This is a genomic window from Arthrobacter sp. 10N43 (assembly GCF_056394525.1).
This window is the reverse complement of record NZ_JBFTIA010000005.1, coordinates 43,127-67,071: the sequence shown is the minus strand read 5'-3', so window position 1 is coordinate 67,071 and position 23,945 is coordinate 43,127. Positions and strand designations below refer to the sequence as shown.

Annotated in this window: 26 protein-coding genes; 22 read left to right on the top strand and 4 right to left on the bottom strand. The window is 67.0% G+C overall.

Annotated elements, in window-relative coordinates:
• The first annotated feature begins 10 nt into the window (after positions 1–10).
• The 3 genes from pgsA (at position 11) to AC1DDO_RS11985 (ending at position 1,768) form a co-directional block, all read left to right on the top strand.
• A complete protein-coding gene (gene pgsA, locus AC1DDO_RS11995) occupies positions 11–649 on the top strand; it encodes a CDP-diacylglycerol--glycerol-3-phosphate 3-phosphatidyltransferase (RefSeq protein ID WP_476971882.1) in 639 nt (212 codons plus the stop codon).
• Positions 646–1,176, top strand: a complete 531-nt coding sequence (locus AC1DDO_RS11990; RefSeq protein ID WP_476971881.1) for a CinA family protein — start codon at positions 646–648, stop codon at positions 1,174–1,176. The genes pgsA and AC1DDO_RS11990 overlap by 4 nt, the downstream gene beginning before the upstream one ends.
• Positions 1,177–1,315: 139 nt before the next feature.
• Positions 1,316–1,768: a helix-turn-helix domain-containing protein gene (locus tag AC1DDO_RS11985; protein WP_441409442.1), complete on the top strand. Its 453-nt coding sequence runs from the start codon at positions 1,316–1,318 to the stop codon at positions 1,766–1,768.
• A gap of 96 nt (positions 1,769–1,864) precedes the next feature.
• Here AC1DDO_RS11985 and AC1DDO_RS11980 read toward each other — a convergent pair whose 3' ends face one another.
• Complete coding sequence (locus AC1DDO_RS11980) at positions 1,865–2,374, bottom strand: MarR family winged helix-turn-helix transcriptional regulator (RefSeq protein ID WP_476971880.1); 510 nt, start codon at positions 2,372–2,374, stop codon at positions 1,865–1,867.
• Positions 2,375–2,415: 41 nt separating this feature from the next.
• Here AC1DDO_RS11980 and AC1DDO_RS11975 point away from each other — a divergent pair, with 41 nt between their 5' ends.
• The 6 genes from AC1DDO_RS11975 (at position 2,416) to dapF (ending at position 8,334) form a co-directional block, all read left to right on the top strand.
• Positions 2,416–2,652 (top strand): DUF3046 domain-containing protein, encoded by a 237-nt coding sequence (locus tag AC1DDO_RS11975; protein ID WP_441409444.1) that lies wholly within the window; start codon positions 2,416–2,418, stop codon positions 2,650–2,652.
• A 224-nt stretch (positions 2,653–2,876) separates the two neighbouring features.
• Positions 2,877–3,929: a recombinase RecA gene (gene recA, locus AC1DDO_RS11970; RefSeq protein WP_091249847.1), complete on the top strand. Its 1,053-nt coding sequence runs from the start codon at positions 2,877–2,879 to the stop codon at positions 3,927–3,929.
• A 136-nt stretch (positions 3,930–4,065) separates the two neighbouring features.
• On the top strand, positions 4,066–4,563 hold the full coding sequence (locus tag AC1DDO_RS11965; RefSeq protein WP_476971879.1) for a regulatory protein RecX: 498 nt from the start codon (positions 4,066–4,068) through the stop codon (positions 4,561–4,563).
• Between the two features lie 64 nt (positions 4,564–4,627).
• Complete coding sequence (gene miaB / locus AC1DDO_RS11960) at positions 4,628–6,214, top strand: tRNA (N6-isopentenyl adenosine(37)-C2)-methylthiotransferase MiaB (protein ID WP_476971878.1); 1,587 nt, start codon at positions 4,628–4,630, stop codon at positions 6,212–6,214.
• A gap of 91 nt (positions 6,215–6,305) precedes the next feature.
• Entirely contained in the window at positions 6,306–7,184 is an 879-nt protein-coding gene (miaA, locus tag AC1DDO_RS11955; RefSeq protein WP_476972062.1) for a tRNA (adenosine(37)-N6)-dimethylallyltransferase MiaA, read from the top strand.
• Between the two features lie 196 nt (positions 7,185–7,380).
• On the top strand, positions 7,381–8,334 hold the full coding sequence (gene dapF / locus AC1DDO_RS11950; RefSeq protein WP_476971877.1) for a diaminopimelate epimerase: 954 nt from the start codon (positions 7,381–7,383) through the stop codon (positions 8,332–8,334).
• Here dapF and AC1DDO_RS11945 read toward each other — a convergent pair.
• A complete protein-coding gene (locus AC1DDO_RS11945; protein WP_476971876.1) occupies positions 8,315–8,929 on the bottom strand; it encodes a class I SAM-dependent methyltransferase in 615 nt (204 codons plus the stop codon). The genes dapF and AC1DDO_RS11945 overlap by 20 nt on opposite strands.
• A 549-nt stretch (positions 8,930–9,478) precedes the next feature.
• On the opposite strand from AC1DDO_RS11945, the gene hflX reads away from it, so the two are divergent.
• Both hflX and AC1DDO_RS11935 read left to right on the top strand, forming a co-directional pair.
• On the top strand, positions 9,479–11,086 hold the full coding sequence (gene hflX, locus AC1DDO_RS11940; RefSeq protein ID WP_476869318.1) for a GTPase HflX: 1,608 nt from the start codon (positions 9,479–9,481) through the stop codon (positions 11,084–11,086).
• Complete coding sequence (locus AC1DDO_RS11935) at positions 11,079–13,211, top strand: ATP-dependent DNA helicase (RefSeq protein WP_476971875.1); 2,133 nt, start codon at positions 11,079–11,081, stop codon at positions 13,209–13,211. The genes hflX and AC1DDO_RS11935 overlap by 8 nt, the downstream gene beginning before the upstream one ends.
• Before the next feature lie 124 nt (positions 13,212–13,335).
• Here the strand turns inward: AC1DDO_RS11935 and lexA are convergent, their stop codons facing one another.
• Positions 13,336–14,085: a transcriptional repressor LexA gene (lexA, locus tag AC1DDO_RS11930; protein ID WP_441409453.1), complete on the bottom strand. Its 750-nt coding sequence runs from the start codon at positions 14,083–14,085 to the stop codon at positions 13,336–13,338.
• 401 nt (positions 14,086–14,486) lie between these two features.
• On the opposite strand from lexA, the gene AC1DDO_RS11925 reads away from it, so the two are divergent.
• The 8 genes from AC1DDO_RS11925 (at position 14,487) to AC1DDO_RS11890 (ending at position 20,959) form a co-directional block, all read left to right on the top strand.
• Positions 14,487–15,020: a LysM peptidoglycan-binding domain-containing protein gene (locus AC1DDO_RS11925; protein WP_476971874.1), complete on the top strand. Its 534-nt coding sequence runs from the start codon at positions 14,487–14,489 to the stop codon at positions 15,018–15,020.
• A 78-nt stretch (positions 15,021–15,098) separates the two neighbouring features.
• On the top strand, positions 15,099–16,217 hold the full coding sequence (locus AC1DDO_RS11920; protein ID WP_476971873.1) for a histidinol-phosphate transaminase: 1,119 nt from the start codon (positions 15,099–15,101) through the stop codon (positions 16,215–16,217).
• A gap of 71 nt (positions 16,218–16,288) precedes the next feature.
• Positions 16,289–16,915 (top strand): imidazoleglycerol-phosphate dehydratase HisB, encoded by a 627-nt coding sequence (gene hisB / locus AC1DDO_RS11915; RefSeq protein ID WP_476869316.1) that lies wholly within the window; start codon positions 16,289–16,291, stop codon positions 16,913–16,915.
• Entirely contained in the window at positions 16,912–17,661 is a 750-nt protein-coding gene (hisH, locus tag AC1DDO_RS11910) for an imidazole glycerol phosphate synthase subunit HisH (RefSeq protein ID WP_476971872.1), read from the top strand. Before hisB ends, hisH begins: the two co-directional genes overlap by 4 nt.
• Complete coding sequence (locus tag AC1DDO_RS11905; protein WP_476869314.1) at positions 17,662–17,820, top strand: hypothetical protein; 159 nt, start codon at positions 17,662–17,664, stop codon at positions 17,818–17,820.
• Between the two features lie 49 nt (positions 17,821–17,869).
• Positions 17,870–18,616: a bifunctional 1-(5-phosphoribosyl)-5-((5-phosphoribosylamino)methylideneamino)imidazole-4-carboxamide isomerase/phosphoribosylanthranilate isomerase PriA gene (priA, locus tag AC1DDO_RS11900; RefSeq protein ID WP_441409458.1), complete on the top strand. Its 747-nt coding sequence runs from the start codon at positions 17,870–17,872 to the stop codon at positions 18,614–18,616.
• A 13-nt stretch (positions 18,617–18,629) separates the two neighbouring features.
• Positions 18,630–19,583 (top strand): SseB family protein, encoded by a 954-nt coding sequence (locus tag AC1DDO_RS11895; RefSeq protein ID WP_476971871.1) that lies wholly within the window; start codon positions 18,630–18,632, stop codon positions 19,581–19,583.
• 62 nt (positions 19,584–19,645) lie between these two features.
• Positions 19,646–20,959: an MFS transporter gene (locus tag AC1DDO_RS11890; RefSeq protein WP_476971870.1), complete on the top strand. Its 1,314-nt coding sequence runs from the start codon at positions 19,646–19,648 to the stop codon at positions 20,957–20,959.
• 105 nt (positions 20,960–21,064) lie between these two features.
• Here AC1DDO_RS11890 and AC1DDO_RS11885 read toward each other — a convergent pair whose 3' ends face one another.
• The gene (locus tag AC1DDO_RS11885) at positions 21,065–21,451 is read right to left on the bottom strand and encodes a DUF1844 domain-containing protein (protein ID WP_441409461.1); all 387 of its coding nucleotides are present in this window, start codon (positions 21,449–21,451) and stop codon (positions 21,065–21,067) included.
• Between the two features lie 434 nt (positions 21,452–21,885).
• Here AC1DDO_RS11885 and infC point away from each other — a divergent pair, with 434 nt between their 5' ends.
• The 3 genes from infC to rplT all read left to right on the top strand — a co-directional run bounded on the left by infC (position 21,886) and on the right by rplT (position 23,915).
• The gene (gene infC / locus AC1DDO_RS11880) at positions 21,886–23,016 is read left to right on the top strand and encodes a translation initiation factor IF-3 (RefSeq protein WP_476971869.1); all 1,131 of its coding nucleotides are present in this window, start codon (positions 21,886–21,888) and stop codon (positions 23,014–23,016) included.
• Between the two features lie 115 nt (positions 23,017–23,131).
• Positions 23,132–23,326 carry a 50S ribosomal protein L35 gene (gene rpmI / locus AC1DDO_RS11875; protein ID WP_009358635.1) on the top strand — a complete coding sequence of 65 codons (195 nt, stop codon included), beginning with the start codon at positions 23,132–23,134 and terminating at the stop codon, positions 23,324–23,326.
• A gap of 121 nt (positions 23,327–23,447) precedes the next feature.
• Positions 23,448–23,915, top strand: coding sequence for a 50S ribosomal protein L20 (gene rplT / locus AC1DDO_RS11870; RefSeq protein ID WP_476869310.1), 468 nt, complete (start codon positions 23,448–23,450; stop codon positions 23,913–23,915).
• Positions 23,916–23,945: the final 30 nt, after the last annotated feature.

The following is a 23,945-nucleotide window of genomic DNA, read 5'->3' as shown; positions in this document are numbered from 1 at the left end:
GCCTAAGAAGGTGAATAGCGCCAAAGCCAACGCCGGGTCCACCTCGCAGATCTGGAACCTGCCGAATATCCTGACGATGCTGCGGATAGTGCTGGTGCCATTCTTCGTCTGGTTCCTCATCCTCGACGCACCGGGGCTGCACGCCCAGAACGGCCCCTGGCGCTGGGCGGCCGCCGTCGTATTCGCAGTCGCCATCTACACAGACAAGCTCGACGGCGACATCGCCCGGTCCCGCGGCCTCGTCACCGACTTCGGCAAGATTGCCGACCCGATCGCTGACAAGCTCCTGATCGGCTCCGCGCTGGTCATGCTCTCCCTGCTCGGCGAACTGCCGTGGTGGGTCACCATCCTGATCCTGGTCCGCGAGTGGGGCATCACCGCCCTTCGCTTCTTCGTGATTCGCTACGGCGTCATTCCGGCCTCGCGCGGCGGCAAGCTCAAGACCGTAGTGCAGACGGTGGCCATCTTCCTCTACGTCCTCCCGCTGGCATCACTTGCTCCGTGGCTGGGCGTTGTGGCGTTCATTGTGATGATGGCTGCCGTGGCCATCACACTGTGGACCGGCGGCGAATACGTCATCGAGGCCCTCAAGCTGCGGGCTGCCGGCATCAGGGCAGCGAAAGAACGGATAGGGGAGAACAAGCCATGAACCATCCGAATCCCAATCTCCACCCCAATCTCCACCCCAATCTGCACCGCCTGGCGGAGCAGGCCGTGACCGGCGCCATCGGCCGCGGAATGACGGCCGCCACCGCCGAATCCCTCACCGCCGGGATGATCTCCGCCGTGCTGGCCGACACCCCCGGCGCCTCCGGGATGCTGCAGGGCGGCGTGGTGTCCTACGCCAACTCGGTCAAGTCCGATGTCCTGGGCGTCCCTGCCGAGCTGCTCGACGCCGTGGGTTCCGTGGACGGCCAAGTCGCCGCGGCCATGGCCGACGGTGCGCGCCGGATCTGCCGGGCCGACATCGGCGTGTCCACCACGGGCGTCGCCGGGCCCGAATCGCACGACGGCAAAGCCGTCGGCACGGTCTTTATCGGGATCGCCACGGCGGGAGGCTCGACGTCGTACCCCTACTCATTCGAGGGGACCCGCGCCGAGATCCGCGCCCTCGCGTGCGGTGCGGCTCTGGAACGCCTGCTTGAAGCCCTATCTTCCGAAGGCTACCCGGCGTAAAGTTGCCGGGAACAAAAGTTGATTCCGAATAGTTGTTACATTGTGTCGCTTCCAAATAAGGGAGGCGCCTAGGATGAAATCATCAGCAGAGTCCGCCCCCACCGGCGGACTCGACAGTACGAGGAGCAAGGCGATACAGATGGTAAAGCAGCCCGTATCCGTAAACGGCGTTGTCCGCTGGAAGGATGTGGGCCTCGCCGATCAGGCAAAGAGCGAACAGAAGGAGCGCAAGATGGTTGTACTTCGTCACGAAATCGGTGATGTCCTGCGCGATGTCCGCCAGCGCCAAGGCCGTACGCTCCGCGAAGTCTCGCACAGTGCCCGTGTTTCCCTGGGCTACCTGAGTGAAGTGGAACGCGGCCAGAAGGAAGCATCCTCTGAGTTGCTGTCCTCGATCTGCTCGGCCCTCGATGTTCCGCTTTCGAGCATGCTCCGCGAAGTCAGCGACCGCGTTGCGGTCGCCGAAGGTGTCGCCGTTCCGGACACCGTCCCGCAGGAGTTCGCGCAGCGCTATGGCCGCGACCTCGACCGAGAGCTCAACGCCGACCTTAACGACGAGCTGGCGAAGGGCCTCCTTTCCGGAGCACGCTAGCCGCCAACCCACCTAAGACCTAAGAAAGGACCCCCGGCCCAGGCCGGGGGTCCTTGGCGTCTCCCGGGCGTGATGCCGCGTTCCGGGGCGGATAGATCAGACGGGCTCGTCCCGGGGGAAGCCGTCGCGTTCGTAGGTGGCATTGAGCTTCGCCATGTACATGGCAAGAGCCTGCAGCTCCTCAGCGGGCCATTCTGCAAGGCGTTCCCGGAAGACCTCGCGCCTGGCGTCCTGGACCTGGTGCATCCGCTCCTCGCCTTCGGGGGTCAGGCGGATGGCCTGCGCCCGCCCGTCCAGCGGGTCTGCCTCCTTCGATACCAGGCCGAGACCCTCGAGGAAGGCGATCTGCCGGCTTACCGAAGGCTTGCCGACGCCGATGCAGGAGGCGAGCTCGGTCAGCCTGATGGGGCCCTGCTTGCGGATCACGCTGAGCAGCCCGTAGGCGGCCGGCTCCATGTCCGGGTGGACCTGGCGCGAGAGCTGATGGGAAATCGACCGGCCCCGGCGCCAGAGCAGGCTCAGCTGGTCCTCGACGGCGTCCAGGGCGGCGTCTGTGCCGGCATTTCCGGGATGCGAATCTCCCGCGGCCTCAGTTGGGTTGCTCATGGCAACCATTCTAGAGTCCCGCGCCGTGAGAGACTTTACTGGTGCGAATCAGTGACTTTTGGCGGCTAATGGACGACGAGTTCGGCGCGGGCTACTCCCGCGTCCTGAGCAGCTCGCTGGTCCTGGCCGGGGTCGGCGGCCGCACGGCGGACCAGGCGCTCAGCGCCGGCATCCCGCCCCGCCAGGTTTGGCTTGCCGTGTGCGATGTCCAGGATGTCCCGCAGGAACGCCGCCTCGGCCGGGACGTCAAGCCCCGCGACAACGCAGGACCCCGCTGACCCCCGAGACGCCGCCGGCATGGGCTAACGCCTGACACGCCGCACACTTGTTCGAATATCTGTTCGGATGGGGATATGCTTTTTTCAGAGCGTTTTCACTCACGTGTTTTCCACATACACGGTTCTCCCGGCAACTTTGTCGGAGGGGGCCAGTAGCGTCAGTGATGACAGACGAAGGGCCTCCAAGGCCACTCCACAGCGAGAAAGTATTAGAGGTGTGAATCATGGCCGCAGCCCCGGATCGCCAGAAGGCGCTCGACGCAGCGCTTGCCCAGATTGACAAGCAGTTCGGTAAAGGCTCGGTCATGCGCCTTGGCGACGAAGTCCGTGCGCCTATCGAGGTCATTCCGACCGGCTCCATCGCGTTGGACGTCGCCCTGGGAATTGGCGGCCTGCCCCGCGGCCGTGTCGTGGAAATCTATGGTCCGGAATCATCCGGTAAGACCACGGTCGCGCTCCACGCGGTTGCCAACGCCCAGCGCCTGGGCGGCATCGCGGCCTTCATCGACGCCGAACACGCCCTCGATCCGGAATATGCCGCGAAACTGGGCGTCGACACCGACGCGCTCCTGGTCTCCCAGCCGGACACCGGCGAGCAGGCACTGGAAATCATGGACATGCTCATCGGTTCGGGCTCCCTTGACGTGATCGTCATCGACTCCGTCGCGGCCCTGGTTCCGCGCGCGGAAATCGAAGGCGACATGGGCGATAGCCACGTGGGCCTGCAGGCCCGCCTGATGAGCCAGGCCCTCCGTAAGATCACCGGCCGCCTGAGCCAGACCAAGACCACGGCCATCTTCATCAACCAGCTGCGCGAAAAGATTGGCGTCTTCTTCGGCTCCCCGGAAACCACCACCGGTGGTAAGGCGCTGAAGTTCTACGCCTCCATCCGCATCGACGTCCGCCGCATCCAGACCCTGAAAGAGGGCGCGGACTCTGTCGGCAACCGCACCAAGGCCAAGATCGTCAAGAACAAGATGGCACCGCCCTTCAAGATCGCCGAATTCGACATCATCTATGGTCAGGGCATTTCCCGTGAGGGTGGCATTATCGACATGGGTGTCGAGCACGGACTGATCAAGAAGTCGGGCTCCTGGTTCACCTACGACGGCGATCAGCTGGGCCAGGGCATGGAGAACTCCCGCCGCTTCCTGCGCGACAACCCGGAGCTGGCGGCCGAACTTGAGCGCCTGATCAAGGAAAAGCTCGGCGTGGGCGTGAAGGCCCCCGCCGAGACCGAAGAATCACCGAAGCTGAAGGCCGTTGACGGCTTCTAACGGCCGGCGGCGCAAAGGGGCAGGATTCCCACCACGGAATCCTGCCCCTGGCTTTGGCGGCGGCGACCAGTCCGCAGAAGGGTCCCCGGGCGCGGGTCCGCCCGCCGAGCAGGACCGGGACGCCGACCCCGCGGCGGTGGCACGGTCCATCGTTCTGCGGCAGCTGACGAATTCGCCCAAGAGCCGTCTGCAGCTCTCGCGCAAGCTGGCCGAGCGCAACATTCCGGAGGACGTCGCCGAGGCCGTGCTGGACCGCTTCGAGGAAGTGCGCCTGGTTGACGATGCAGAGTTTGCTGATATGTGGGTCCGCGGCCGGTCCCAAACGCGCAAGCTCGCCAAGGGGGCCCTGCGGCGCGAACTTGCGGACAAGGGCATCGACGCCGAGACCGCTGCCGGCGCGCTGGATCAACTCAGCGACGCCGACGAGGAGGCCGCGGCCCGTGAACTCGTGGAGCGCAAGCTGCGGGGCTTCACCGGCGCCGAGGACCGTGCGGAGCGCGACAAGATCACCCGCCGCCTCGCCTCCATGCTGGCCCGCAAGGGATACCAGCCTTCGCTCGCCTTCCGGATAGTCGGAGAGGTTCTCGATTCCGTCGCCGGCCGCGGCGAGCCTGGGACTGAAGCCTGGGACTAGGGCCGCCGATCAGAAGTCATCCAGGAGTCAGCGCAGGCCCGCGCCGACCCGTTACCCTTAACAGGTGAGTTTTACCATTCCCTCCCCAGCAGCCGGCACGCCCTCTCCAGCAGCGCTTGCAACATCCAGCGCCGACACAGCTGCCACCGAGGACCATTCCGGGCCCGCCCAGCCCCGCACCTACCAGGTGCGCACCTTCGGCTGCCAAATGAACGTGCACGATTCCGAGCGGATGGCCGGCATGCTGGAGGCCGCAGGCTACGTTCCGTCCGCCGGTGAGCTGGCCGACGTCGTGGTCTTCAACACCTGCGCCGTCCGGGAGAACGCAGACAACAAGCTGTACGGCAACCTCGGCATCCTCGCCCCGGTCAAGGCAGCCAACCCCGGGATGCAGATCGCCGTCGGCGGATGCCTCGCGCAGAAGGACCGGGAGACCATCCTCAAGAAGGCGCCATGGGTGGACGCCGTGTTCGGCACCCACAACGTCGGTGCGTTGCCGGCGCTGCTGGACCGGGCCCGCCACAACCACGAGGCCCAGCTGGAGATCCTCGAGTCGCTGGATGTCTTTCCGTCGACCCTCCCCACCAAGCGGGACTCCGTCTATTCGGGCTGGGTATCCATCTCCGTAGGCTGCAACAACACCTGCACGTTCTGCATCGTCCCGGCCCTGCGGGGCAAGGAAAAGGACCGCCGCCCGGGGGAGATCCTGGCCGAAATCCAGGCACTCGTGGATGACGGCGCCATCGAGGTGACCCTGCTGGGCCAGAACGTGAATTCCTATGGCGTCGAGTTCGGTCACCGCCAGGCGTTCTCCAAGCTCCTGCGCGCGTGCGGGGAAATCCAAGGCCTGGAGCGCGTCCGCTTCACCAGCCCGCATCCCGCAGCCTTCACCGATGACGTCATCGACGCCATGGCCGAGACCCACAACGTCATGCCGCAGCTGCACATGCCCCTGCAGTCCGGCTCGGACAAGGTCCTCAAGGACATGAAGCGGTCCTACCGCTCCACCAAGTTCCTCGGCATCCTGGACAAGGTGCGCGAGAAGATCCCGCACGCCGCGATCTCCACGGACATCATCGTCGGGTTCCCCGGCGAGACCGAAGAGGACTTCCAGGCCACGCTCGATGTCGTGGAGAAGTCCCGGTTCGGCACCGCCTTCACCTTCCAGTACTCCAAGCGACCCGGAACCCCTGCCGCGGACCTGCCTGACCAGCTGCCCAAGGCCGTGGTCCAGGAACGCTTTGAGCGCCTCACGGCCCTGCAGGACCGGATTGCGGCAGAGGAAAACGCCCGCCAGCTCGGCCGCCGGGTGGAGGTCATGGTGACAGCACAGTCTGGCCGCAAAGCCGAGGAAACCCACCGCCTCTCCGGCCGTTCCCAGGACCAGCGGCTGGTGCACTTCTCCGTACCCGCCGGCGCCGAAGCACCCCGGCCCGGCGACCTGGTGACCGTCACCATCACTGAAGCGGCGGCGTTCCACCTCATTTCCGACCCCGCCTCGGCAGAGGACTACAGCCTCCGCCGGTCCCGTGCCGGTGATGCCTGGGACCGTTCCCAGGCCGATTCCTGCGGCGCCCCGGCCCCGGCCAGCGCCGCGGGCAGGTCCGGCGTATCGCTGGGCATGCCCAGCCTCCCGGTCCGCGGCCGTTAGCGCCGTGCCGGGCCCGCAGACCGCCGCCGAAACTGCCGCCCAAGCCGCCGCCCCAGCCGCCGCCCCAGCCGCCGCCCCAGCCGCGCCGCCGGTGATCGCCGTCGTCGGGCCTACGGGGTCCGGCAAGTCAGACCTGGCCGTCTCGCTCGCACTCGAGCTCGACGGGGAAGTCATCAACGCCGATTCCATGCAGTTCTACCGCGGCATGGACATCGGTACCGCCAAGATCACCGACGCCGAACGCCGGGGCGTGCCGCATCACCTCCTGGACATTCTGGACGTCACTGAAGAAGCGAGCGTCTCGGACTTCCAGCAGCAGGCGCGTTCCCTGATCGCGGACATCCACGACCGCGGGAAACGGGCCATCCTGGCCGGCGGATCGGGGCTCTACGTCCGGGCCGCCCTCGATGTCCTGGAATTCCCCGGCACGGATCCGGACATCCGCCACCGGCTCGAGACGGAGCTGGCGACCGCGGGACCCGCACCACTGCGGGAGCGGCTGGAAGCGGTGGATCCCGTGTCGGCGGGCCGGCTCGGTGACGCGAGGCGGGTCATCCGTGCCCTGGAGGTCTTCGAGCTCACCGGGCGCCCGTTCAGCTCCTTCATGCCCGCCCGGGAGTATTTCCAGCCCGCCGTCCAGATCGGACTTGACGTGGACCGGGAACTGCTCCGGGAACGGCTCGCGCACCGCGTCCACGCCATGGTGGACCGGGGGCTGCTGGACGAAGTGCGCCGCCTGGACGCCGCGGGTCTCCGCGACGGCAGGACCGCGCCCCGGGCCCTCGGCTATGCCCAGTTCCTCCGGGTGCTCGACGGTGCCTCCACCGTGGAGCAGGCCGCGGACGAAACCATCATCGCCACCCGGCAGTTCGCGCGCCGCCAGTTGACCTGGTTCCGCGCCGATCCCCGGGTGACGTGGCTGGGCTGGCAGGATGCCGACCTGGTGGCACGGGCCGCTGCCCTGTGTTGATAGGTGCTGTGTTGAAGGACGCTGTGGTGACCGGCGCTGTGTTGAATGGTGCTGTGTTGAAGGGTGCTGGTTCTTCCCCCGGCGTTTGAACGACGCTGTGGTGGACTCAGCGGGCAGGACGCCACCTGTTTCGCCTCCGGCGTAGCGTCCCGGTCACGGTACCGGAGCTGGGAGGGCGGAACGGTAACCTTGGACCATGGACGAATCCCAAGCCGTAGCCGCTGACCGTACTGCCGGTGACACCGCAGCCCTGAGCGGTCTGAAGTTTTCCAAAGGCCACGGAACGGGCAACGATTTTGTCCTGATCGCCGACCCCAACGGCGCACTGTCGCTTGGCCCCGAGCACGTCGCGGCGCTCTGCGACAGGCACCGCGGCATCGGCGGCGACGGCCTGATCCGTGCCGTCCCTTCCCGGTTCCTGGCTGAGGGACAGGAATTGCTGACCGCCCACCCGGACGCCGAGTGGTTCATGGACTACCGCAACGGCGACGGCTCGCTCTCTGAGATGTGCGGCAACGGCGTCCGCGTCTTCGTGCATTTCCTCATCGCCGAGGGCCTCGTGGACCTTCCCGCCGGCGAGTCCCTCGTCATTGGAACCCGGGGCGGTGCCAAGACGATCGTCCGCACAGCCGCGGGCTACGCCGTGGACATGGGCCCCTGGGAGTTTATTTTCCCCGGCGAGGCGACCGCACGGGCCATGGACTCGCTGGTCAGCGCCGACGGGCTTGAAGTCGCACGGCCAGCCCTTTCGGTCAGCATGGGCAACCCGCACACCGTGGTGGCCCTGGCCGAAACCGCCGAACTCGAGGCCACCCAGCTGTTCACCGCCCCCCGAGTGGATCCAACGCCGGCGCACGGCACCAACGTCGAATTCGTCGTGCCGTCCGAACCACTGGTCCATGAGGGCACCGGCACCATCACCATGCGGGTCCACGAGCGCGGAGTGGGGGAGACCCAGTCCTGCGGCACCGGCGCCTGCGCCGCCGCCGTCGCTATCCGGCACTGGGCCGGCCAGGGCGCACCGGACGTGTGGAACGTCCACGTTCCCGGCGGCGTCGTCGGGGTGAAATTCTTCGTGGGTCCGGAAGGGCACGAACACGTCGAACTCAGCGGCCCGGCCGTGATCGTGGCTAGTGGGACGCTTTCCTGACCCGCAGGATCCGGAACGACTTCGACGTGCTCTCCCGTGTCACGCTGAAGCTGGAGTCCAGCTCGGCCGCCAGCCAGCGCTGCAGCGAGTCGGAGCCGAGGTTCTTCTGGACCACCAGCCAGGCCGACCCGCCCGGCGCCAGCTTGGGAATCCACAGGCGCAGGAGGGCATGAAGCTCATCCTTGCCGATCCGGATAGGCGGGTTGGACCAGATGGTGGCGAAGCGCAGCTCAGGATCGACGGCGTCCGGCGTGCTGGCGCTGACGTTGCCCAACCCAAGCAGCCCGGCGTTTTCGTTGGTCAGGGTCACGCAGCGTTCGTTCACGTCCACCGCGTAGACGTGCGCATGCGGTGCACGCATGGCCATGGTGAGCGCGATTGGTCCCCAGCCACAGCCGATATCCAGCAGGTTTCCCTGCGGCGCCGGCGCAGGGACGTCGGCGAGCAGCACGGCCGTCCCCTTGTCGATCCCGTCCGGGCTGAAGATCCCTGAGGAGGTCTGCAACCGGCGCGTTTCACCGGCAAGCTCCACGGTGAGCGGCTTGCGGGTAAAAGGCCCGGCCGGCTGGGCGCTGAAATAGTGTGCAGACTCCATAATGGGCCAGATTAGTTGGCGCCGCGCCTGAATGGGAAACCGAAGGTGCGCGAGGGCGTCTGCTAGGCTGAAACATGATCTTGATCTCCAAGTAGCCGGCACGGGTCTTAGCCCGTCTCCGGAGCGACGCAGGTACATGCCTTCCGCTGAGTGCGCCAACGCAAGAGTGAGCTTTCTCACCGCGGGTGCCCGAACCACTTGGAATCCAGCCGCCTTCCCAGCCACCATGTTTCGCTGACACTGTGCGCCGTTGGCCCGCTGACCTCCTTGGCCCGTTCCGGGGCCGCTCTGCGGATGGTGGCTACCCCGGTGTGTTCACGAGACGGTGTCCCCACGGCCGTTCCCGGTGCCTACCCACAGCCAGGCGCATAGACGCCCCATTCCCCATCCAGCCACCGCTCCGCACGGAGCCAGCCCTGCCCTCCGGTACCGTTGCCGCGGGCATTCCAGGAGGCCCGAATGACCCCTCGCCGTCAGCCCAGCGCGAATACCGCCCCACAGAGCAACAATCGGCACTATTCTGAAAGTGCCGAACCCTTAAAGGAGACCATGACCAGCCACCCCAACACCGGACCCGATTCAGCAGCCCAGGACATGAGTCCTGAGGAGATCCAGGCTGTTATCGACCGGATCCTTTCCAAGGACACCCCCGCCCCTGGTGCAGGCCGTGGCGCCGGCTCCGGAGCCGCCGGCGAAGCGGGCGGTCCGGGTGTCAGTGGCCTCAAGTCGGTACTCGGCAAGGCGCAGGCCATCTCCCGCCTGGACGAGGTGTACACGAACTTCGACGGCGACCAGCAGGATCTCGAGGAACGCCATGCGCTGCGGCGCAAGGCGGGTCTGTCCACCGAACTCGAAGACGTCACCGAGGTCGAATACCGGCAGTTGCGCCTTGAGCGCGTCGTCCTGGCCGGCCTCTGGACCGAAGGCACCCTCGCGGATGCCGAGAACTCCCTGCGCGAACTTGCTGCCCTCGCCGAGACCGCCGGATCGGAGGTCCTCGACGGGCTCGTCCAGCGGCGGGCCAAGCCAGATCCCGGAACCTTCCTCGGCTCCGGCAAGGCGCAGGAACTGAAAGCCATCGTGATGTCTACCGGCGCCGACACCGTCGTGGTCGACGCCGAATTGGCCCCGTCCCAGCGGCGCGGCCTGGAAGACATCGTCAAGGTCAAGGTCATCGACCGCACGGCACTGATCCTGGACATCTTCGCGCAGCATGCCAAGAGCCGTGAAGGCAAGGCGCAGGTGGAGCTGGCCCAGCTCGAATATCTGCTGCCGCGCCTGCGTGGCTGGGGCGAGTCGATGTCCCGCCAGGCCGGTGGCCAGGTGGGCGGCGCCGGCGCCGGCATGGGCTCGCGTGGTCCCGGTGAAACCAAGATCGAACTGGACCGCCGCCGGATCCGCACCCGGATGGCCAAGCTGCGCCGCGAAATCGCCGCCATGAAGCCGGCGCGGGAAACGAAGCGGGCCAACCGCCGTCGTAATGCCGTCCCCTCGGTAGCCATCGCCGGGTACACGAACGCCGGGAAGTCCTCGCTGCTGAACCGGCTGACCGACGCCGGAGTGCTGGTGGAAAACGCCCTGTTCGCCACCCTGGACCCCACCGTCCGCAAGGCCGAAACGGCCGACGGGCTGGGGTACACCCTGGCGGACACCGTGGGATTTGTCCGGTCCTTGCCCACCCAGCTCGTGGAGGCGTTCCGTTCCACGCTGGAAGAGGTGGCCGACTCGGACCTGATCCTGCACGTCGTGGACGTGTCGCACCCGGATCCGGAGGGCCAGATCGCGGCCGTCCGGAGCGTCTTCAGCGAGGTCGACGCGCGCAAGGTTCCGGAAATCATCGTGCTGAACAAGGCCGACGCCGCGGACCCGTTCGTGGTCGAGCGGCTCAAGCAGCGCGAGCCGCGCCACGTGGTGGTCTCGGCCCGCACCGGTGAAGGTATTCCGGAGCTGCTCAAGGCCATCAGCGACGGCATTCCGCGGCCCAGCGTGAAGCTTGAACTGCTGATCCCTTACAACCGCGGGGACCTGCTCAGCAAGCTCCACGAGACCGACGCCGAGATCCTCAGCCTCGACCACGAGGAAACGGGTACGCGGGCCGTGGTGATGGTGCGCGAAGGACTCGCCGCTGAACTGGATCCCTTCATCAGCAATGACTGAGGCTGCGGTGACCAGGGCTGACGCTGAAGCTGCGGACGCCGACGCAACCGATGGCGCGGACGACGCCGACGCGGATGCGACCGAGGGCGCGGCCGGCGAGGAGTTTGTCATCAAACTGCTCGACCGTGCCGTGTCCGGCATGGGCGGCCAGAGCCGCGATGGGCAGCACGAAATGGCCCGGCAGGTGGTGCGCGCAATTGACAGCGGCGACCACCTGCTGGTCCAAGCCGGAACCGGCACCGGAAAGTCGCTGGCGTACCTGATTCCGCTGATCGCCCATTCGCTGACCAGCAACAAGCCCACCCTGGTCTCCACGGCGACCCTGGCGCTGCAGACGCAGATTGTCGGGCGGGACCTGCCCAGGCTGCTCAAGAACATTACGCCCGCCCTGGAGCGGCCCGTGAAGGTCGCCCTGGTGAAGGGCCGGTCCAACTATGTGTGCCGGCACAAGCTCGAGGGCGGCTTCCCGTCCGAAGAGCCGTCCGAGGGCCAGCTGTTTTCCCTCGGCGAGGACACCAGCGTCCCGCACTTCGCGGCGGCACTTGGCGGGCCGTCCTCCCAGCTGGGCAAAGAAGTCGTCCGCCTGCGTGAGTGGGCCGAGGAGACGGCCACGGGGGACCGCGACGAGCTCATGCCCGGCGTCACGGACCGAGCCTGGCGTCAGGTCTCGGTCACCTCCATGGAGTGCCTGGGCGCGCAGAAATGCCCGCTCGCGGCCGAATGCTTTAGCGAACTGGCACGGCAGAACGCTGCCGACGCCGACGTCGTGGTCACCAACCACGCCATGCTCGCCGTGAGCGCCTTCGAAGGCCTGGCGGTGCTGCCCGAGTACGACGTGGTGGTGGTGGACGAGGCCCACGAACTTCAGGACCGGGTCACGGGCGCGGTCTCCGGCCAACTCTCCGTGGCGATGGTGCACGCCGCAGCATCCGGGGCCCGAAAGCACACGGGCATCACCGTGGACGCGCTGAACAATGCCGCCGCACACCTGGAACTGGCCATAGACGGCGTCCCCAGCGGCTTGATGCCCAACGGCCTGAACTCCGAACAGCTGGACTGCATCGACCAGCTGCGCGACGCCTGCCGCGCCGCACTGTCCGACTCGAAGGGGGACAGTTCCACGACGGCCGACGGCGGGCGCCAGCTCGCCCGCTCGCGCCTGATGGTGATCCTGGAACTCTGCGAACGCCTCCTGGCCGCGCGCGAAAACCGCGAGGTCGTGTGGTTCTCCCGCAACAGCACCTTCGACCCGGCACAGGGCTTCTCGCAGCCCGACGAGAGCGCGCCGGCGTTGATCAATGTTGCCCCGTTGAGCGTCGCGGGGCGTTTGCGTGAGGGCCTGTTCGCCGAGCACACCGTCATCCTGACCTCGGCCACCCTGGCCATCGGCGCAGCCTTCGAGCCTGCCGCCGGCGGCCTAGGCCTGGTCGGCAACGGCGCCCCCAGCTGGACCGGCGTCGACGTCGGATCGCCCTTCGACTATCCGAAGCAGGGCATCCTCTATGTCGCCCGGCACCTGCCCAAACCCGGGCGCGGGACATCCCCTGAAGCGCTGGACGAACTAGAGAAGCTGATCCGCGCGTCCGGCGGCGGTGCCCTGTGCCTGTTTTCCTCACGGCGCGCGGCCGAGGACGCAGCCGAGGCCATGCGGCCCCGGCTGGGCATCAGCATCCTGTGCCAAGGGGAGTCGACCATGACCGCACTCGTGCGCCAGTTCGCCGACGAACCGGACACGTGCCTGTTCGGAACCATGTCCCTCTGGCAGGGCGTCGACGTCCCTGGCGTGTCCTGCCGGCTGGTGGTCATTGACCGGATTCCCTTCCCGCGGCCGGACGATCCGCTGATGACGGCGCGCTCCCGGGCCGTCGCCCAGGCCGGCGGCAACGGCTTCATGTCCGTCTCCGCCACACACGCCGCGATCCGCCTCGCGCAGGGCGCAGGCCGGCTGATCCGCTCGACGTCGGACAAAGGCGTGGTGGCCGTACTGGATTCGCGGCTGTCCACCGAGCGCTACGGCGGATTCCTGCGTGCCGCGCTGCCCCCGTTCTGGCCGACCACCGATTCCTCGATTGCCATGGCTGCCCTGGAGCGGCTCGCCAAAGAGTCGGGACAGGCCGCCAAGTAGGCGGCCGCGCAGCCAGCGGACCAGAAAACGCAAAGGTCCCCGTCCGGATTACCGGCGGGGACCTTTTTCTGGGTGCAGGTGTTCTTTGGATGTACGTGGTCCGGGATGACCCCGGCCGCAGCCGTCAGAGGGAGCGGAGAACCGAGACGACTTTGCCCATGATGACGGCGTGGTCGCCCAGGATGGGTTCGTACTGGGTGTTCTGCGGCAGCAGCCAGGTGTGGCCGTCCCGCTGGCGGAAGGTCTTGACCGTGGCTTCGTCGTCCAGCAGTGCGGCCACGATGTCGCCATTCACGGCGTCGCCCTGGCGCCGGACAACCACCCAGTCGCCGTCGCAGATGGCGGCATCGATCATCGAGTCGCCGGCGACCTTGAGCATGAAGAGTTCGCCATGGCCCACGAGCTGCCGGGGCAGCGGCATGACGTCTTCCACCACCTGGTCCGCGAGGATCGGCCCGCCGGCGGCGATGCGTCCGACGAACGGCACCATTGCCGTGTCGGTGGCGCTGGCGAGTTCGGTGACCGAGAGGCCGCCGACGGCCCGCAGGCCGCTGGACTTCTCGACCCCCGAAATCGCCGTGGTCCCCTCATCCAGGGTCAGCGGCATGAGCACTTCCATGGCCCGGGGACGCTTGGGGTCGCGCCGCAGGTAGCCAAGCTTTTCGAGCTGGGAGAGCTGATGGGTCACGCTGGACAGGCTGGCCAGGCCGACGGTGTCACCGATCTCGCGCATGGAGGGCGGGTAGCCGTTGTCCGTGACGGAGCGCTGAATGGTTTCCAGAATTTTCTTCTGCCGGACGGTGAGGCTTTTGGGGGCCCGTGCGGGTTGTGGGCTCCGCGAGGAGGCCCTGCCGCCGGTGGCTTGTGCTGCCATGTTCGCCAATGCCTTTCCGTTCCGCCCGGCCGCCATGTCTGGTCACCGGGAACTTCCGGCCTGAAAATGTCAGACCCTGCTGATCAACTACCAATGTTCGAATCAACCGGCGATGTTCGAGTCGTAAAAGTTCGAGTCGCAAGTGTTCGAGTCACAAGTGGTTGTCCTGTCCCTCAAAAATAGGCCAGCTGCAAGGCTTTTTCAAACATTTGTTCTAGCGAGTCTCGACATCGTTCGTTAGTAAGTGCTAAAACAGAACAAGCAAGGTTCGAATATGTGTTCGAGTTCGGAGCTCCGGCTCCGAAGGCAATGTTCGGTTCTATGTTCGAAGGTTCGGTCGGTTGGCGGCGAGTACGCGGAGTACGCCGGGCGGCACCGTATGGTCCAGGAGGGCTCAGTTCATGTCAGCTTCAAGCGCGTTTCACGGCACTTTTGTTCATGGCGTCACGAATCAGCAGCGCCGTGCGAGTCACAACGTCACTGGTCACGGCAGCATCGGCCACGGCAACATCGGCCAGGGCAGCCACGGCAACGTGTACCCGATTGGCGCCGGCCGGCGGCCTTCCGCGGCACCGGCCGCGGTGCAGGGTCTGAGTGCCGTTGCTTCGGTCAGCCGGAAGCAGCCGCCGCTGCGGCTCACACGTCGCGGACGTTTCGTCTTCTTTGGCGTCCCGCTGATCCTGCTGGCGGCGCTCATCCTCTCGTTCAGCGGATTCCTCAACGCCCCCGCGAAAGCGGCGGATTCCGCGGACCAGCTCTCGCTGACGCCCACCGTTTCGGTGACAGTGCAGCCGGGGGAGTCCCTCTGGGCCATTGCGGGCTCCGTCGCCCCGGAGCGCGACCCCCGCGATGTCGTTGCCGATATCGTGCAGCTGAATAACCTGGACGCCGCGCGTGTGATGCCGGGCCAGCAGCTGTTCGTGCCGTCAAAGTAGCTCCATCCACCTGGCCTCTTGTGCCGTCGCGGGCGTCACAGTTTCAGGGCCCGTCCCGCTACCACTTAAACTGGTCACGTGACTGACCAGCTTGAGCGCCTCAACCGACTGCCCCTCCGAAACAATCTGCGCGGCCTGCGTCCCTATGGCGCGCCCCAGCTGGACGTCCCCATCCTGCTCAATGTCAATGAGAACACCCATGGTGTCCCTGCCGATGTCCGCGAGGCCATTACCGAGGCCGTAAGCGCCGCCGCCGCCGGGCTGAACCGCTATCCGGACCGCGAGTTCACCGAACTGCGTATTGCCCTCGCCGAATATCTTGGCCACGGCCTGGACGCGGAGAACATCTGGGCCGCGAACGGCTCCAACGAGGTCCTTCAGCAGATCCTCCAGGCGTTCGGTGGCCCCGGCCGGACGGCCCTCGGGTTCCCTCCCACATATTCGATGTACCCGCTGCTGGCATCGGGCACGGACACGGAGTACATCGTCGGCGCCCGCGCGGCAGACTATGGGCTCAGCGCGGAGTCGGCGGCCCGGCAGGTCCGCGAGCTCCAGCCCAACATCGTTTTCCTGTGCTCCCCGAACAACCCCACCGGTACCGGTCTTGGGCTTGACGTGGTCGAGGCCGTCTACGACGCCGGTGAGGCCAGCCAGACCATTGTGATCGTCGACGAGGCCTACCACGAGTTCGCCCACGACGGCACGCCCAGTGCCCTCACACTCTTGCCGGGCCGGGAACGGCTCATCGTTTCGCGCACCATGAGCAAGGCCTTCGCCCTCGCCGGCGCACGCCTTGGCTACATGGCCGCGGCCCCGGAGGTCGCGGACGCGCTGCGCCTGGTCCGCCTGCCGTACCACCTCTCCGCCATCACCCAGGCCACCGCCCTGGCCGCCCTGCGCCACCGGGTGGTACTCATGGCGGACGTCGAGGACATCAAGCGCCAACGCGACCGGATCGTGTCGGAGCTGATCCGGCTGGGCCTTCGGCCGGCCGCCTCGGATTCGAACTACGTGTTCTTCGGCGGGCTGGAGAACCCGCACGAGGTCTGGAAAGGCCTGCTCGAGGCCGGTGTCCTCATCCGCGACGTCGGCATTCCGGGGCACCTTCGGGTGACCGCCGGCACTGAGACGGAAACCACAGCCTTCCTCGAGGCCCTTGAACGCATCCTGACAGGCTCCGCAAAGCCGCAGGCCTAGACTTGGTGGGGAGCCCGAGCGTCCCGCCAGACCGCCCAACACCCCTGCCTTCTTCCAAAGGACACATTTACATGAGCAACCCAGGATCCACCGCCGCCGAGGGCCGGACCGCACGCATGGAACGGACCACCAGTGAGTCCTCGGTGCTGGTCGAGATCAACCTGGACGGCACCGGCGTCTCGGACATCAGCACGACGGTCCCGTTTTATGACCACATGCTGACGGCCCTCAGTAAGCACTCGTTGATTGACATGACCGTCAAGGCCACCGGTGACACCCACATCGATGTCCACCACACCGTCGAGGACGTGGCCATCACCTTCGGCGAGGTGCTGAAGACCGCCCTGGGCAACAAGGCCGGGATCCGCCGGTTTGGCGAGGCGACCGTTCCGCTGGACGAGGCCCTCGCGCAGGCCGTCGTCGACGTCTCCGGCCGTCCCTACCTGGTCCACGCCGGGGAGCCGGCAGGCCAGGAATACCACCTGATCGGCGGCCACTTTACGGGTTCCCTGACCCGGCACGTCTTTGAAGCAATCACGCTGCACGCCGGGATCTGCCTGCACATGAACGTCACTGCCGGGCGCGACCCCCACCACATCGTTGAGGCCCAGTTCAAGGCCTTTGCCCGGGCCCTGCGCGCGGCCGTGGAACCGGATCCCCGCGTCGAGGGCATCCCGTCCACCAAGGGCGCCTTGTGACCGGCCCGGTACTGCGCGACGGGGCCATCATCGACCCCGCCGCCGGGACCAAACTGGTGTCCCCGGAAGGCAAGCCCACCGTTACCGTGCTGGACTACGGCTCCGGGAATGTCCGGTCCGCCGTCCGTGCGCTGGAACGGGCCGGCGCCGACGTCGTCCTCAGCTCCAAGCCCGAAGATGTCCTCAATGCCGACGGCCTGGTTGTGCCCGGCGTCGGCGCCTTCGAAACCGTCATGCGCGAACTCAAGGCCGTTGACGCCATCCGCATGATTGGCCGCCGCGTCGCCGGAGGCCGGCCGGTGCTGGCCATCTGCGTCGGACTCCAGGTGCTCTTCGAGGCCGGCGTCGAGCACGGCACGGAAGCCGAAGGCATGGGGGAGTGGCCGGGCAAGGTGGAACTGCTGCCCGCCGACGTCGTGCCCCACATGGGCTGGAACACCGTCTCTGCCCCCGAAGGGTCCAAGCTGTTCGCCGGCGTAGAGGGCGAGCGCTTCTACTTTGTGCACTCCTACGGTGTCCAGCACTGGGACTTCGACGTCATCCAGCCCCGGATGGCGGCGCCGCTGGTGACCTGGTCCGACCACGGAGCCCCGTTCATCGCGGCCGTGGAAAACGGCCCGCTGTGCGCCACCCAGTTCCACCCGGAGAAGTCCGGCGACGCCGGCGCCCGGCTGCTTCGCAACTGGGTCCAGGGCCTGGGCCCCGCAGCCCCGGCACAGTCGGCCGCCCCGGAACGGACCGCCTAGATGTGGTCCCTGGTGCTGATGGGCCTCGCCGGCCTCCTGGTTGGCGGAGCGATCTCCTTCCGGCAGCAGAAAAGTCCGCTCTGGGTGCAGATCGTCTTCTACATCCTCGCCGGCATGTCGCTCCTGGCCGCCTACCTCCTGACCCTGCCGGCGTCCTGACAACCCCGCCGCGCTCCCACGTATCCATCCCCAAGCTGAGGACCCCACGATGACCACCGAAACCCCGCTGCCCGTACTTGAGCTCCTGCCCGCCGTCGACGTCGTCAACGGCCAGGCCGTCCGGCTCGTCCAGGGCGAAGCCGGCAGCGAGACGAGCTACGGCACCCCGCTGGAGGCCGCGCTCAACTGGCAGCAGCAGGGGGCTGAATGGGTGCATCTGGTCGACCTGGACGCCGCGTTCGGCCGCGGCTCCAACGCCGAACTGCTGCGGGAGGTCGTGGGGCGGCTCGATATCAAAGTCGAGCTCTCCGGCGGCCTGCGCGACGACGAATCCCTCGAAAAAGCCCTCGACCTCGGCGTCGCCCGGGTGAACCTGGGCACGGCGGCTTTGGAGAACCCGGAGTGGACGGCCCGGGTGATCGAACGCTTCGGCGACAAGATCGCCGTCGGCCTGGACGTCCGCGGCACCACACTTGCCGGCCGCGGCTGGACCAAGGAAGGCGGGGACCTCTGGGAGGTGCTCGGCCGCCTCGAGGAAGCCGGCTGCGCCCGGTACGTCGTCACCGATGTGACCAAAGACGGCACGCTCCAGGGCCCCAACGTCGAACTCCTGCGCCAGATGGTCGAAAAGACGGGGAAGCCGGTGGTAGCCTCCGGCGGCATTTCCAGCCTTGAGGACCTGAAAGTCCTGCGGTCGCTGGTGCCGCTAGGCGTGGAGGGCGCCATTGTCGGCAAGGCCCTCTACAACGGCAACTTCACGCTGCCCCAGGCCCTCGACGTCGCCGGTCGCCGCTAGGCGGTCAGCTCTCATGACGCACCCCCACGGGCCGCAAGAACCATCCGGGCCGCACGAACCAACCGGGCCGGGACTGCCGGCGGGCACCGAAGCGGGACCCGTCCGGCACCTGCCCGGCCACATCGCGGCCGCCCTCGCCGGCGCCGGCGGGCCCACGGACTCCGCCGGCCAGCCCTGGGCAGGCCGCAGCCTGTCCGGCGATGACGCAAAGATCCACAACTTCGAGGACGACGACGGCGCCGCCGACGCCGGCTACCTGGCGGCCCTGGCGGATCTCGCCGCGGGCACGGGAGACGAGGCGGCCGTGGTGGCCGCGCTGGCCACCGCCCGGGTGTTCGTGCCGATCCTCGCCCAGCTCGCCGAAGAGGACGAAGGCGCTGTTGGACCCCGCGGGGACGAACTTCACGGCGACAAGCAGGCCGATATGGCCCTCGTGACGCTCAAGGCACCGGACGGGCGGACCGCCATGCCGGTATTCACCTCGGCGGCGGCACTGGAGGCGTGGCATCCGGAGGCCAGGCCGGTGGCCGTGTACGCGGCCCGGGCCGCGCTGTCTGCGGTTGCGGAAGGCGCCCAGCTCCTGGTACTGGATCCCGGCTCCGACGCGACATTCGTGGTGCGCCGGCCGGCCGTCTGGGCCCTCGCCCAGCAGAAGACCTGGACGCCGTCCTATGCCGATCCGGATCTCGCCGGTGCCCTCGGGGAAGGCGCAGTTGGCTTTCCGGCGGTCCGCCGTGTTGAAATTCATCCTGGGGGTGGAGTTGCCTCGGCCACGGCCGATGGCAGGCGTCTCCCCGGTGGGGGAGCCGGCCCGGAACTCCGTGTGGTCCTCTACCTTGAAGACGGGCTCGACGCCGCCGGCGTGCAGTCCGTCGTCGCCGGCCTCAACAACGCCTGGGCCCGGAATGAAATCTTTGCCGAGCGGGTTGATTCGATCGAGGTCAAGCTGCAGCGCGCAGCACCATAGCTGACGGCCCAACGGGGGACATCCCCGGTGCTGCCGTGGGCAGTACCAGAAGGATGTAGTCCGTGAACTTCGCGCTTTACCGTCAGCTGCTGGCCGTCCGGCCCATCAGGCGGCTCCTGCTGGTCGGGATGATCGCCCGTATACCGCACTCGGCGGCGGGCGTCCTGCTGACCCTGCACATCGTCCTGACCCTCGGTCAGGGCTACGCCGCTGCCGGTGCAGCCGCAGCCGTGATGACGATCGGAATCGCCGTGGGGGCGCCCTGGCGCGGGCGCCGGGTCGACACCGTGGGGCTGCGTAAGGCGCTCATTCCGTCCGTCGTCGCCGAGACCGTGATCTGGTCGATCGTGCCGCACGTCTCCTACGAGGTCCTGCTGCCCCTGGTGTTCGTCGGGGGCCTGCTGACATTGCCAATCTTCAGCGTGGTGCGGCAGTCACTGGGCGTGCTGGCCCCCGGGGAACAGCGCCGCACGGCCTTCACCCTGGACGCCATCGCCACCGAACTGGTCTTCATGATCGGCCCGGCAGTCGGTGCCGTCGTGGCCACCAGCGGCCAGTCCGTCCTGGGCCTGACCATCGTGGGCGTGGCCACATCCGTCTCGGGACTCTTCCTCATGTGGTTCAACCCGCCCACCCGGAGCGCTTCCCCCGACGCTGAACTCGAGGCGCAGGAGCTGGAATGCGCGGAAGCCGCCATCGTCGCCGCGGCGCCGGCCCACCTGCAGGAGGCCGCAGCCGAACTGGCACCCCTGGCGGCCGCCGCCGAGGAACGGCGCCAGCGGGGCTCCGGCCTGCGCCACCGAGTCATCCACAACTTCAGCTGGTTCACCGCTGCCGTGGGAGCCGTATTCGCTGTAGCGGCCGGTGCCGGCATGGTCCTCAGCGGCACCGACGTCGGCATCGTTGCGGCTCTCCAGACCGGCGGCCACCAGGCCGAAATCGGTATGGTGTTCCTCTTCTGGTGCGCGGCCTCGGTGGTGGGCGGCATCCTCTACGGCGCCATGCACCGGCCCGTTTCTCCGATCCTCCTGTTGCTGGGGATGTCCGCGCTGACCATCCCGATGGCCTTCGCGACCGACGTCTGGACCCTCAGCCTGCTCTCGTTGCTGCCGGGTCTGCTGTGCGCACCGGTGTTGTCCGCAGCCTCGGAAAAGGTGGCCGAACTTGTTGACGAGAGCCGGCGCGGCGAGGCGATGGGCTGGTACGGTTCGGCACTCACCGGCGGCGTGGCCCTGGGTGCGCCGCTCGCGGGCCTGTTCATCGACGTCATCGGCCCCTCTGCCGGCTTCTTCTCCGTGGGACTGGCCGGAGTGGCCCTCTGCCTGGTGGGGCTCGCCCTGCAGCAGGTGCGCCGCCGCCGCCTCGCCCAGGTCTGACCGGGCTGAGGCCGCGGGCAGCGCGCGCCCGGGGGCGTTAACGACGACGGCGGCGGGCGGACCTCAGTGGTCCGCCCGCCGCCGGTTTGGTGCTGACGTTTGTGCCTAGTTGACCGGGCCGGTGTACTTCTCGCCCGGGCCCTTGCCCGGCGCATCCGGAATGATCGATTCCTCGCGGAAAGCGAGCTGGAGCGAACGCAGTCCATCGCGCAACGGACCCGCGTGCTGCGAGCCGATCTCCGGGGCCGCTGCGGTCACCAGGCCGGCCAGGGCGGTGATCAGTTTGCGGGCCTCGTCCAGGTCCTTGAGTTCCTGGGCATTTTCCTCGGCTGCGAGGCCGAGTTTTACCGCGGCGGCGCTCATCAGGTGGACGGCGGCGGTGGTGATGACCTCGATCGCGGGGACTTCCGAGATGTCGCGGATCTGCGCCGAGACGTCGGCCGGGGCGGCTGCGGGCTCGAAGACGTGGGAATTACGCTCTGATGTGCTCATGCTGGTAAGCTTGTCACAGACCGACTAAATGTCGCTATTTTGCAGTTTGAATCCAAGTTGAATCCAAGTCAGTTGGAATCCACGTTTTTTTGGGACACCCGGCGACGCACATGTGCGTTGAGCGGGCATCTTTCTGTAGAGTTGACTTTAGTTTGCAAGCGGAGATCTCTCCCACCCGCGTCAGCCGCGAAACTTCCTTCGGGAAGCCCCTCCCTTCGGGAGTCAAGGTTGCCGGGTACTGGTCGGGCGCTACCTGGGACTCAGGTCCACAGGAAGTGCATGCCCCTCGCTGAGGTTGGCAGCTCCGATCTCGAGGCCTTCGATTGCTCCGGCAATTGGGGGCCTTCTCTTTTTGCCGGTGGAGTACCCCTCACGAACACAGGAGCTTTAACATTAGCGAGCCAAGAATCAATGAGCGTATCCGCGTCCCCGAGGTGCGGCTGGTCGGCCCTGCAGGCGAACAAGTAGGAATTGTCCGTATTGAGGATGCCCTGCGTTTGGCTGCCGAGTCCGATCTTGATCTCGTTGAAGTTGCGCCGCAGGCGAAGCCTCCGGTGTGCAAGCTGATGGACTTCGGCAAGTACAAGTACGAAGCCGCTGTCAAGGCACGCGAGGCCCGGAAGAACCAGACCAACACGGTCCTGAAGGAAATCCGCTTCCGCCTGAAGATTGACACCCACGACTACGAGACGAAGCGCGGCCACGCGCTCCGCTTCCTCGGCGCCGGTGACAAGGTCAAGGCCATGATCCAGTTCCGCGGCCGTGAGCAGCAGCGTCCCGAGATGGGCATCCGACTGCTCCAGCGCTTCGCCGACGACGTCGCCGAAGTTGGTGTGGTGGAGTCCAGCCCGCGGATCGATGGCCGCAACATGGTCATGGTGGTTGGCCCGCTGAAGAACAAAGCCGAGGCCAAGGCGGAGGCCCGCCGCGCAACGCAGCGCGCAGAAGCCAAGGCGGAGAACGAGGCCAAGGCTTCGGGCCGCGTCGACGTCTCCGGTGGCAATGCCCCGCTGACCCAGTCGCTGTCCGACCTCCTGCCGGAAGGCTTCGTCGTTTCGGCGGAGGCTCCCGAAACGGAAGCCCCCGCAGCCGAAGAAGCCCAGGTCGAAGAGGCCAAGGCTGAAGAGACCAAGGTCGAAGAGACCAAGGTTGAAGAGACGGCAGCTCCGCAGGCCCCGGTCGAGGAGACCAAAGCCGAGGAGGCTCCCGTCCAGGAAGCACCGAAGGAAGCTGCTCCCAAGGCGGCCGAGAAGCCGGCGGCAGCTAAGGCTCCTGCGGCTCCAAAGGCGGCCGAGAAGCCGGCGGCAGCTAAGGCTCCTGCGGCTCCAAAGGCGGCCGAGAAGCCGGCAGCAGCCAAGGCTCCTGCGGCTCCCAAGGCCGCTCCGGCCCCGGCGGCAGCAGCCAAGGCTCCCGAGGAAAAGGCAGCCGCTCCGGCGGCTCCGGCAGCGGCACCGAAGCCGGTTGCTGCTCCGAAGCCGGTGCCGAGGCCTTCAGCGCCGAAGCCCGCCGCACGGCCGGCCGCCCCCCGGGCTGCCGCCAAGCCTGGCAGCAAGAAGACCAACTAGTTCACGGCTGCCGGACAGCAATGTCCGGCAGCAAGCAACCAGCACGCCGCCTGCAGGGGCGGCTGCACGAAAGAGCTGCAGACTTTTCTGCGGATACGTAAGGAGATCGGTTCCCATGCCGAAGATGAAGACCCACAGTGGTGCTAAGAAGCGCTTCAAGCTGACCGGCAGCGGCAAGCTGCGCCGCCAGCAGGCCAACCGCCGCCACTACCTCGAGCACAAGTCCTCGCGGCTGACCCGTCGCCTCGCCGGCGACAAGATCGTCTTCAAGGGCGACGCCAAGGTCATCCGGAAGATGCTCGGCATCTAAGTTCCAAGTTCTCTGACTGTTCGCCACCTGGCAGCAGTCAACTACCAAAAAGGCTTCTCAGGCCAGCCGGACCGTTCCGGCAGTAGACGCTTGGGATCAGAATTTTCTAAGGAGTACGCACGTGGCACGTGTGAAGAGGGCGGTTAACGCCCACAAGAAGCGCCGGGTTATCCTCGAACGCGCAAAGGGCTACCGCGGACAGCGTTCACGCCTGTACCGCAAGGCAAAAGAGCAGCTGCTGCACTCGTTTGTGTACAGCTACGGCGACCGCAAGAAGAAGAAGGGCGACTTCCGCCGTCTTTGGATCCAGCGCATCAACGCTGCATCGCGCGCCAACGGCCTGACCTACAACCGACTGATCCAGGGCCTGAAGGCCGCTGAGGTTGAGGTTGACCGCCGCATGCTGGCCGAGCTTGCCGTTTCCGACGCCAACGCCTTCGCCGCGCTGGTCAAGGTCGCCAAGGACTCGCTGCCCGCCGACACGTCCGCTCCGGCCGTCCAGGCCGAGGCCGCGGCTCCCAAGGCTGCCAAGAAGGCTCCCGCAAAGAAGCCTGCTGCCAAGAAGGCTGACGCCGAGGCCGCAAAGTAGTTCCTGCCGTAGTCGAAAGACTGCTTCGTT

Coding starts and splice junctions, on each gene's coding strand:
- AC1DDO_RS11990 (WP_476971881.1), top strand. CDS start 646: ATGAACCATCCGAATCCCAATCTCCACCCCAATCTCCACCCCAATCTG.
- AC1DDO_RS11985 (WP_441409442.1), top strand. CDS start 1,316: ATGGTAAAGCAGCCCGTATCCGTAAACGGCGTTGTCCGCTGGAAGGAT.
- AC1DDO_RS11980 (WP_476971880.1), bottom strand. CDS start 2,374: ATGAGCAACCCAACTGAGGCCGCGGGAGATTCGCATCCCGGAAATGCC.
- recA (WP_091249847.1), top strand. CDS start 2,877: ATGGCCGCAGCCCCGGATCGCCAGAAGGCGCTCGACGCAGCGCTTGCC.
- dapF (WP_476971877.1), top strand. CDS start 7,381: ATGGACGAATCCCAAGCCGTAGCCGCTGACCGTACTGCCGGTGACACC.
- AC1DDO_RS11945 (WP_476971876.1), bottom strand. CDS start 8,929: ATGGAGTCTGCACACTATTTCAGCGCCCAGCCGGCCGGGCCTTTTACC.
- hflX (WP_476869318.1), top strand. CDS start 9,479: ATGACCAGCCACCCCAACACCGGACCCGATTCAGCAGCCCAGGACATG.
- AC1DDO_RS11935 (WP_476971875.1), top strand. CDS start 11,079: ATGACTGAGGCTGCGGTGACCAGGGCTGACGCTGAAGCTGCGGACGCC.
- lexA (WP_441409453.1), bottom strand. CDS start 14,085: ATGGCAGCACAAGCCACCGGCGGCAGGGCCTCCTCGCGGAGCCCACAA.
- AC1DDO_RS11925 (WP_476971874.1), top strand. CDS start 14,487: ATGTCAGCTTCAAGCGCGTTTCACGGCACTTTTGTTCATGGCGTCACG.
- hisB (WP_476869316.1), top strand. CDS start 16,289: ATGAGCAACCCAGGATCCACCGCCGCCGAGGGCCGGACCGCACGCATG.
- AC1DDO_RS11905 (WP_476869314.1), top strand. CDS start 17,662: ATGTGGTCCCTGGTGCTGATGGGCCTCGCCGGCCTCCTGGTTGGCGGA.
- priA (WP_441409458.1), top strand. CDS start 17,870: ATGACCACCGAAACCCCGCTGCCCGTACTTGAGCTCCTGCCCGCCGTC.
- AC1DDO_RS11895 (WP_476971871.1), top strand. CDS start 18,630: ATGACGCACCCCCACGGGCCGCAAGAACCATCCGGGCCGCACGAACCA.
- AC1DDO_RS11885 (WP_441409461.1), bottom strand. CDS start 21,451: ATGAGCACATCAGAGCGTAATTCCCACGTCTTCGAGCCCGCAGCCGCC.
- rpmI (WP_009358635.1), top strand. CDS start 23,132: ATGCCGAAGATGAAGACCCACAGTGGTGCTAAGAAGCGCTTCAAGCTG.